Origin of the sequence: Microcystis sp. LEGE 00066, from assembly GCF_015207925.1 — a bacterium.
GTDB lineage: Bacteria > Cyanobacteriota > Cyanobacteriia > Cyanobacteriales > Microcystaceae > Microcystis > Microcystis ichthyoblabe_A.
Window position 1 is genome coordinate 1 of the sequence record NZ_JADEVX010000170.1, and the last position, 9210, is coordinate 9210.

General features: G+C 40.1%; 7 protein-coding genes. 3 read left to right on the forward strand and 4 right to left on the reverse strand.

From position 1 onward, the window contains the following. Positions 1-95: 95 nt before the first annotated feature. The 4 genes from IQ224_RS18680 to IQ224_RS18700 form a co-directional block, all read right to left on the reverse strand. Complete coding sequence (locus IQ224_RS18680) at positions 96-1136, reverse strand: hypothetical protein (RefSeq protein ID WP_194033345.1); 1041 nt, start codon at positions 1134-1136, stop codon at positions 96-98. After that, positions 1123-3915 (reverse strand): hypothetical protein, encoded by a 2793-nt coding sequence (locus IQ224_RS18685; RefSeq protein ID WP_153044881.1) that lies wholly within the window; start codon positions 3913-3915, stop codon positions 1123-1125. The genes IQ224_RS18680 and IQ224_RS18685 overlap by 14 nt, the downstream gene beginning before the upstream one ends. Before the next feature lie 80 nt (positions 3916-3995). Further along, the gene (locus IQ224_RS18690) at positions 3996-4451 is read right to left on the reverse strand and encodes a hypothetical protein (protein ID WP_002744886.1); all 456 of its coding nucleotides are present in this window, start codon (positions 4449-4451) and stop codon (positions 3996-3998) included. A 587-nt stretch (positions 4452-5038) separates the two neighbouring features. Further along, positions 5039-5935, reverse strand: coding sequence for a Ycf66 family protein (locus IQ224_RS18700; RefSeq protein ID WP_002744889.1), 897 nt, complete (start codon positions 5933-5935; stop codon positions 5039-5041). Between the two features lie 198 nt (positions 5936-6133). On the opposite strand from IQ224_RS18700, the gene IQ224_RS18705 reads away from it, so the two are divergent. The 3 genes from IQ224_RS18705 to IQ224_RS18715 all read left to right on the forward strand — a co-directional run bounded on the left by IQ224_RS18705 (position 6134) and on the right by IQ224_RS18715 (position 9166). Further along, positions 6134-6286 carry a WD40 repeat domain-containing protein gene (locus IQ224_RS18705; protein ID WP_002744891.1) on the forward strand — a complete coding sequence of 51 codons (153 nt, stop codon included), beginning with the start codon at positions 6134-6136 and terminating at the stop codon, positions 6284-6286. A 177-nt stretch (positions 6287-6463) separates the two neighbouring features. After that, positions 6464-7447, forward strand: coding sequence for a DNA polymerase III subunit delta (gene holA / locus IQ224_RS18710; RefSeq protein ID WP_002744892.1), 984 nt, complete (start codon positions 6464-6466; stop codon positions 7445-7447). A 63-nt stretch (positions 7448-7510) separates the two neighbouring features. Continuing rightward, positions 7511-9166, forward strand: a complete 1656-nt coding sequence (locus tag IQ224_RS18715) for a CHAT domain-containing protein (protein WP_002744893.1) — start codon at positions 7511-7513, stop codon at positions 9164-9166. Positions 9167-9210: the final 44 nt, after the last annotated feature.

The following is a 9210-nucleotide window of genomic DNA, read 5'->3' on the forward strand; positions in this document are numbered from 1 at the left end:
TCTTTTGATATTAACTTATTTGTGCCTTAAGTCCTTTCCTGTATGAATTTCAGCTACTTTTGAGCTTAGGTACTCTCATTGAATTTTATTTTAAGTTAATTATTTGCATAACAATTCCCGAAGAGCCAATTTTTATTCCTTCGATAGATGAGTCCTCCAGAGTCGGCTAATGTGCTGTTAATTTGTTTAACAGTGCCAGTGAGAGTGACTTGTGTACTTTGGTTGTTACTGATGTCTTTGGCTGTCAATCCTTTAGCGACATTAGGCTTGATATTGAGGGTTCCATTGGTAGCTTTTAGGGTGATGGTCAAGGTTAAATTATCAGCAGATAAAAGGCTGATTCCGCTAATAGATAAGTTAGCATTCTCTTTAACTGTTTGAGAGCTAGGAACATTCAGAATTGAGTCTTTATCCTGAATTTTAATCGTAAAGGGTTTGCTAATTCCTCCATCCCCATCAGTAATTTTGAACTCAACTTGACGAGAGCCTATTTTGGGATTTCTAGATACACTTTGATAGACAATGTTGCGGACTAAAGCTTGTGCCGCTTCTCGTGTGGCGCTAGTATTAAATTTGACAAGTAAAGGTTCTGTCTCTTTGCCTCCCTCAAAACTGCCAATAATTTTACCTCCATAGCTTACATTATTGTCTTTTGTCCTAATTTCGTCCTCGCCATCTCCTTGATTACGAATTCCTAAATAATCGTCTGAAGTTCCGTTTGCTGTGAATTTTACTGTCAGTTCGCCTGTGTCGAAGTCAGGAGAAAAGAAATCATCAACACTGGCCGATTGAAGAAGGACAATACACTGATTTTCTTTGACGCAGTCTGTTATTTTCTCACTTTGTTTGTGCCAAGGATTAGCATAGTTAATAGCAGCCAATCCTGAAATGAGGAAAATTGCGGACATTAGCCACCACCAATCTGACAAGAATAACCAAAATTGGAGTCTCTTGGAAATGATGGGGATTTCCCGTTCTTCATTTTTCTTCCACTTGCGGAGGACAAACTTAAGTGCGTCTTGGCGTACTGTTCTCTGTTTCCGCGCTTCTGGTAATAAGTTAAAGGCTTTGTATAAAGGCCTTTGTCGTGATTCATTTCTGCTACGAGAAGATTGGTTAGTATCAAGATTCTGCATGGTTGGTTTCTCCCTTCAATTCTTGAATAAGTCGCTCTTCTTCTTGATCTAAATTGACAGCAAAAGAAGTGAAAGCAGCTAAAGCAACCTTCTGGGCTGCGGTTTTATGTTCTGGCTCTCTTACTTGATTTTGAGGTACTTCTGGCTCCATTCTCCGAATCCAGCGATACATTGCCTTTTCTATCTCTGTGAGGGGGCGCTCTGAATCTGTCCAAATTTGATAGGAACGTTCGTTAACTTTAATTTCGTCATTTCCTCCTGAAAGATTAGCACGTTGTTTGAGATAGATGTCAGTCAAAATTTTAATAAACTTTTCTGCTTCATTAGCTCTAAAGTTAGCTACTAAATTTTGGAGTTCAAATTCAATGATATTGAAATATCGAAAAGCTAGATTACAAATAGCAGAAATAACAGCCGCACGAACTAGCAATGATGGTTGATTATTTAAGATTTTTCCCAAGCGATTCAAAGCTTGGTTAACTGTAAGTTCATCGTTATTCGGATATTCAATAAGTCCATAGGTTAAGACAACTGTTTTTTGTAATGCCTCTTGTTTTCTCAATGTCTTTTCCCATTCGCTTGATGGGCTGGATTCTTGTTCCCATTCGTTGAGTAGTTGGCGAATCGTTGCTCGATTACCTGAAACATTATAAGCATTTGCTAAACTCAGAGCGATCGCGTGATTTAAAACATCTATATGTTTCTGTGTCACCTCTTTGAGCCAGTCTTTGAGTTGCTCTAGGTATAGGGGAACCAGGTAAAACAAAGTATGATAACCGAAATAGACATGAACGAGAGGAAATCTACTTTCTGAAAGCTCTTTCAACCAGTCTAAAAATTCAGTTCTCAGACAACTTGAAGTTTGATGATCGTCCCTAGCAGCATAACCCACGGCAAGAGCAACACTCGCGCCTATGCAATCTTCTTCAACAGAATCCTGCTTGTTTTCCCATAAATCATTGCTGCGATATACTGAAGTTAATCCCAGCATAATTTTTGAGGTAAATAAACAATCTTTGGCAATAAATTCCTCTAAGTTTTGAATTGATTGAATAAAATTATTATTGCCAATGTAATCGCTGTATTCCCTAAGTAATTCAGATTTCTCCTTGGCTGAATATGGAATAATTTTTTTGAATAATTTGATAAAAAGATTGACCACAAAATTAAGAACAAAAAACATTAAATTTTGTGGCTTTTTAACTGGTTCTGAAGTACGAGGTTTCTTTTCGTCTATCAATTCTTTTTGCTTATTGATAGTCAAGAAGTAGAACTGCTGAAGAGTTTTAAATAACTCTTGCTCACCTCCATATTGATACCATCGTTTAATTGCTCTAGCTGCCACATCCTGAATAGCAATTTCTCTCTGAGCGGCCAGTTCAAGTAAAGCATTTTGAACTTTACCTGTTGTATTCTTTGAAACCAAGCCAAGATCACTAATGGTCTCAATAATTACATTGTGTAGCTGGTTACGTCGGACAGAGCCTCCAGATAATTCCCAGTTGGAAAGATTTGATTGAACTGACTCTTTGATGAAATTAACTAGGGTTGGCAAAGTGGTGAGAATTTGGCGGCGATGGCTATCCCACGCAACCTCAAACAGTAGCCGACGTTCATTAGGACGATTTAGTGCTATTTGGCGAAGTACCAACTTATTTTCTATATCTTGTGTCTGGACAAATTTAAATCCATCAAGCTGGTTAGTTTCAACAATAAAATCAGTAAACTCAAAATAGTTGCTTAGGTTGATTAAATCACTATAATCAAGAGCCTGCAAGGAAGCGTCTCTTTTTTGCCAAACATCTTCTACAACCTTCTCTAAAGCAGCAAAAAATTGATCTTCAAACAGACCATCAAAGAGGCTCAAACCAATCGCTAACAACTGTTCCCGCGAACTCAAGTAAGTATTGTACCATTTCTTGAGACTTTCTCGTTGATTATTAGCTAAAGCAAAAATTTCTGTTAGTTTTTCTTGGTTTATTTTTTCGTTAATGTCAAGCTGATTTAAAATCCTCGCACAGTTATTTATGCCAGCAAACGTGACAATTTTTTGGTTGCCAAGTTGGACGAACAAATATTCTTTTATTTCGATATTTGTTAGTTCACTTGAAGGTGATTTATTAATAACTGAATTTAAGATTAGCTTGGTGTTAAAATTCAATTGCTCATACAGACTATTAACCAAACTTTCTGGAATATATATATCTTCTCTTTCTGGCTGCCACCAATAATTATCTAATCCTATCCCAGCCCACCTTGTTTTCGGATAGTCAGTGGTCGCTATAACAAAGTTTGTTTGAGCAGATTCTCGTAGTTTGCTCAAATCATTATTAATATTTTCGGGACTTATTGTATAGATTAAAAAGACTTTAACGTCATCTAAGTTGGTTTGATGATAAATTTCTTTGGCTAAATACCTTGCCAAATAGAACTTGTCATTGAATTCACTTCCTAAAACTAAAACATGATTCTGATATAACAGTCCGATAATCCTCTTAACATCTAATAATAATTTGGGAAAATCAACTAATGATTGCCATAGAGTTTCTGGAGATAAATGAATAAACCTACTATCTTCATTCCCCAGATAATTATAGGTATTTACTGCTTGCGAAATATTTCCAATTTCTATTTTTTCTGCTTGAAGATTTTCGACTGCCATTTGCCTTATTTCTTGAGCTTCTCTCTCATGATTAGTTCTAGCTCCACTGATTTGTGAATAAGGAATGACTGATTTTGGAGTACAATGTAGTTCCCAAATGTTATAATTTTTATTCATATAAGCTAACTCCATTTTTCCTTAAAAATTTCTGATCTTCTCTTTAATTATTGATCGATCATGGTTGAATTTAGATCCCATTAAATTTGTTGTGTCATATCTCCTATCTTGATGCTTTTGGCTTTTAAATTTTTCGCCATTGTTTGTTCAATCGAATCTCCCTGTTTAGTTCTTTGGTTCATATTTCCTACTTCTAAGCTTTCTGTTTCAACGTCAGTCAGCATTTCCTGGCGAACTAAACCTGATAATTCGCTCTGTTTTACTAACTCCACAAGATTCTTGGCAAAAGCGTCATCTTTACTCATTAGCTTCTTCAGGACTGTTTCAAACTCTGATTGGTTTTCTTCTGTTGGCTCTTCTTCAAAATCTGCTAGTGTCCCTTCCCTTCCGGCTGCTTGAAACTTTTCTCGAATCACAGTTATCAACTGGGAAACTGCTTGAGAGACTCCTTTGCCTAGTGCCTTTCCCCCCTCCTTAAAAGCTTCAGGCAGAATGTAGGTGGCGATCACGCTGGCTATAGCAGTTGTTGGTTCCATAGCAAATCCTCTAACCATTTGAATAGACTTGTTGCAAAATAAGAAAAAAAAGAGTTTCAACCTGTAGGATATAACAATCTCAGGTCTTTTGTCAAGGATAATTTAGGGATTTTGATCACGTAAGCATCAGCCTTTCAGGAACTCGATACCTGAATTATGAATTATGAATTATGAAAGAGATTCGATTTAGCGATCATGCGAAATTTAAAATCGACATCCTTGCTAATCACGGGCTAAATATTTCTCCAGAATTTATTATTGATACGATTTGTAATCCTGATAAAATAGAAATATTGCCAGAACCAAAGATACTCGGCTCTTCGGTTTGTGTTATGCAATGGACGGGGGTTATAAGGGATGTAACCCTTATATAGAAAGACATTTGGCAATTTTTGTCAACTGTTTTTGATCTAGAGCGAACTAATCAATTAAGTCTCTTGCCAGATAAGGATTTAGTCGATTTATGCCCCCCCTATCGAACCATACCAAGTAACGAAGAACCATTTCTTGGGTAATTATTGCCTAACCTACCCGCTCAATAATCTTAACTTTTAATCCGATGAGGGGGGATTTTCTTCCCTTGGCGATCAAGTTTCTGGGGGAGTATCTTCTCCGATAGTTTTTTCTGGGGGCAAATCTTCCTCTGGGGGGGAATTTTCTTCACTTTTTGAGCGAGTTTCTGGGGGAGTATCTTCTCCGATAGTTTCTTCTGGGGGTAAATCTTCCTCGGTAACTTCAATAATCACTGTTTCGCTAACAGCAATAGTTTCGACTTCAACATTGGTGACAGGTTCAGTCGGGGGAATTTCTGGGGGATTTTCAGAAGGGTTGATCTCTTCTGTTGCCAAATCAAAATCATCAAAATCATCGAAATCATCGAAATCATCGAAATCATCGAAAGTTTCATCATCATCAATAATTTCTGCGGCTTTTTCCCCAATTTCTGTCACTGATTCTGTAATAGGTTCCCCGATAGCTGCGGCTTTTTCGGCAACGGGGGCAACCGTTTCTTGAGCTTTTTCCTCAATTTCTGTCACTGATTCTGTAATAGGTTCCCCGATAGCTGCCGCTGTTTCGACAACGGGATCAACCGTTTCCTTAACCTTTTCTTTAACTTTTGCTGCTACTTTCTCAGGTTTAGCTTTAGTTTTAGGAGATTGAGAGGGAGTAACTTTCCCCAGACGATTGCCTAACCAACCGACAATAGTAAATAATTTAACCGGTTTGTCGGGATAAAAAAGTGCTTGTCTGAGTTTGAGAGTTTGCCAAGCGAAAGCAATAAATAATATGGCTGCGGCAGCTTGTCCGAGGAGGATAGCGCCTGTAATCCTTCCCGCGCACAACCAGAGGACAAGGGCATAGAATAATCCTACCGCACTCCAGAGAAAATCATCTTGACGGTGGCGATCGGGGGCGATAAAAGCGGTGGTGAGGAGGTAGAGACTACTTAATCCCACCACGACCGCTAGGATATAGGGCAACATTTGCGATTCTCCTTTGACATTTCCTTTTTTATTGTGCGTTATTTGGGGTCGATCGAGTCTATTTTTTGATTAATTTGGGAAATTATCGAGTCAGATAGTCTTTACCTGTGTTTATGAATAGCCATAGTTAATATTAGGAAATTCTGGGTTTATCCTCTGCTGCTTGTGCTGATCAGATTAAACAAGCTTTCGGATCAAATGATTAAGTTTTGGTCTTTAACAAGCAAAGGAAAATTAGCAACCCTTGATCAACCCACAGACAAACTGTTATCTTTAGTAATTAGTGCCGATGGTAAATATTTAATTATTGGTAGTGCTGACAAAACTGTAAAAATCTGGCAACATGGGTAATAGTGACACCTCAAGATAAGTAAGTAGTTATAATTAAATTGAAGATAAATTTCGCTTCTGATCCCCCCTGCCCCCCTTAATAAGGGGGGTGCCGATTCCCCCTTAGTCCCCCCTTGATCAGAGGGGTGTCTGACAACTTTTAACACCTACCTACTTAACTGCTATAATTAGAAACTCATGCCGACAATATTTTATTGGGGAGAAGATGAATTTGCTATCAACCAAGCGGTGAAAAATCTGCAAGCAAAACTTCTTGATCCCAATTGGATACAGTTTAATTATGATAAAATTAATGGTGATCGCAATGAGGCAATTATCGAGGCCCTCAATCAAGCGATGACTCCAGTTTTCGGCATGGGAAATCGTTTAGTTTGGTTAGCCGATACGGTTATTTGTCAACAATGTTCTGAGGATATTTTCAAGGAATTACAGCGCACTTTGCCCAATTTATCCGAAAATTCCTATCTGTTATTAACCAGTGCCAAAAAACCCGACTCCCGCTTAAAATCGAGCAAGTTTATCCAAAATCAGGCAGAGGTTAAAGAATTTGAACTAATTCCGCCTTGGAAAGTCGAGGAAATTGCCCAAAGAGTTAGGGAAATTGCCAAAGAAGTGGGGGTAAAATTAACCCCCGATGCGATCGAACTCTTAGCAGAATCAGTGGGAAATAACAGCCGCTTGTTGTGGATGGAGTTAGAAAAACTGCGTTTATTTAAAAATAATTCGGCGGGAACTATTGACAAAAAGGACATTTTAAGCTTAGTCAATGCCAGCAATCAAAGCAGCCTACAGTTAGCTAGTGCGATTTTAAAACGGGAGACAGGCAAGGCCCTCGAATTAGTCAATGAATTATTAAATCGTAACGAGAACCCCTTGGCTATCACCGCCACCCTAGGGGGTCAATTTCGCACTTGGGCAATAGTAAAATTAAAAATTGAAGAAGGAGAAAAAGACGAGAAAAATATCGCCGCCGCCGCCGAAATTGCCAATCCCAAGCGACTATATTTCATTCGCAAAGAGATACAATCCTTTTCTTCTAAGCAACTTCTCGCCACCTTGCCCATACTTCTGGAATTAGAATATCGTCTCAAGCGGGGTGCAGAACCTTTGGCAACTTTGCAAACAAAAATTATTGAACTTTGTTGTTTATTGGTGACTTAATACTCTTCCTTGCTGTTCAGAAATCCTCTAGAATAAGATTCTAGAGACTTCTCAAGAACCACAATGACCGATGATGCCATCCCTAGTCTAAATTTAGCCATCTCTAGTTTAGCCACGAGTAATAATTTCGCCCGTTGGGTGACGAAAGCACCCCTACCGGGGGGATATGTGCATCATGACTGTGAATGGACCGAGAGTCTAACCACGGAATGGATGGCATGGCAGGAAATGTTCTGTCTGGAAAAAATGCCGCCCTTGCCGATGTTAGAGCAATTAGAGGGAAATTCCCGACCTAAACTGACTCTTTCGGGAGAAGGCAGCAGTTATGGAGGTCGATTAATGCAGAAACTAGGTATTAGTCTCTGGCAATGGTTATTTCAAGCATCAATTGGTCAAAGTTTCGCCCAAAGTCAGGGAATCGCTCTCGGCAAAAATCAGCCCCTGCGAATTCGCTTGGAATGTCGCAATCCCTATTTAATTCTGCTGCCCTGGGAAATTATGCAGCAAGCGGGTAAACAGGCTATATCTCTGCATCCGAATATACTCTTTAGCCGGACCACCAGCGATGTGGAACCACTACCACCGATAAAACCGAGTAATAGTCTCAATATTCTCTTAGTTATCGGCGAAAAACAGATTAAAACCGCCGCTAGTTCCCTCAACCTCACCGCCATTAATACCGATGGAGAAACTAATCCCGACCAGGCACTGGAATCCGAGGCCGCCAATCTCATCCGGTCTATCTCCCCTGGGGGCAGTGGTTCTCTCCAGAATTGGGGAGTGAAAGTCAAAGTCGATACCCTAATTCGACCGGGGGCCGAAGAACTGACCAAGGCCTTGGATACGGGTAAATATAAAGCTTTTTTCTACGCTGGTCACGGAATCGCCGCCCCCAATGGCGGTTCCCTATTTCTGCGGACAGGGGAACAGCTAAACGGGACGGAGTTGGCCCAAGCTTTGGTGAGAAATCAAGTCATTTTAACCGTTTTTAATGCCTGTTGGGGGGCTTATCCCGCTAAATCGGGTCAGGAGATGATTCCCCGCAGCAGTCTGGCGGAAGTCTTGATTCACCATGGCGTTCCCGCAGTTTTGGCCATGCGAGATGCGATCGCCGATCGAGAGGCCTTGAGTTTTATCGAAGTTTTTACCCGCAGCCTCCTCGGTTTCAAAGACAAAGAAGCGCAGATGTCCAAGTTGTTTCCCGCTCCAAGAGTCCCTATCGATCAGGCCGTTCGTATCGCTAGGCAGCAATTATTAACCCTCTACAAGTACAATCAACCCGCTTGGACTTTGCCGATTCTCTATATGCACCCAGAATTCGACGGGCAATTGCTGCAAACCCTTGATGAGACTCAATCACCGACGGTTATGCCCAATGTCTCCGGAACCATGCCCGCCGCTTTCTTATACTATCTTGATCGTCCCGAAAGAAAATGGTCAATCCGTGGTGGTGCCATGAATATAGGACGGGACATGGAAAATGATCTACAGATTACTGAAAAATGGGTTAGTAAAAACCATTGTCGGATAATTTGCCGTAAAAATGCCGATTATCCAGACTATCAATACTTTCTCGAAGATTTCTCCCGTTTTGGTACTTTTATCTACCAAGATGGCCAGTGGAAGCAGGTACATAACCAAGAAGTTCCCCTAGAGTCCGGTTTACAGATTCGCTTCGGCAGTTACCAAGGCCAAATCCTCGCATTTGTGGTGGAATAATTAGGGTTGGCTGAAAAAGTTTGTCGTCGGGGCGGGGTGTGGGG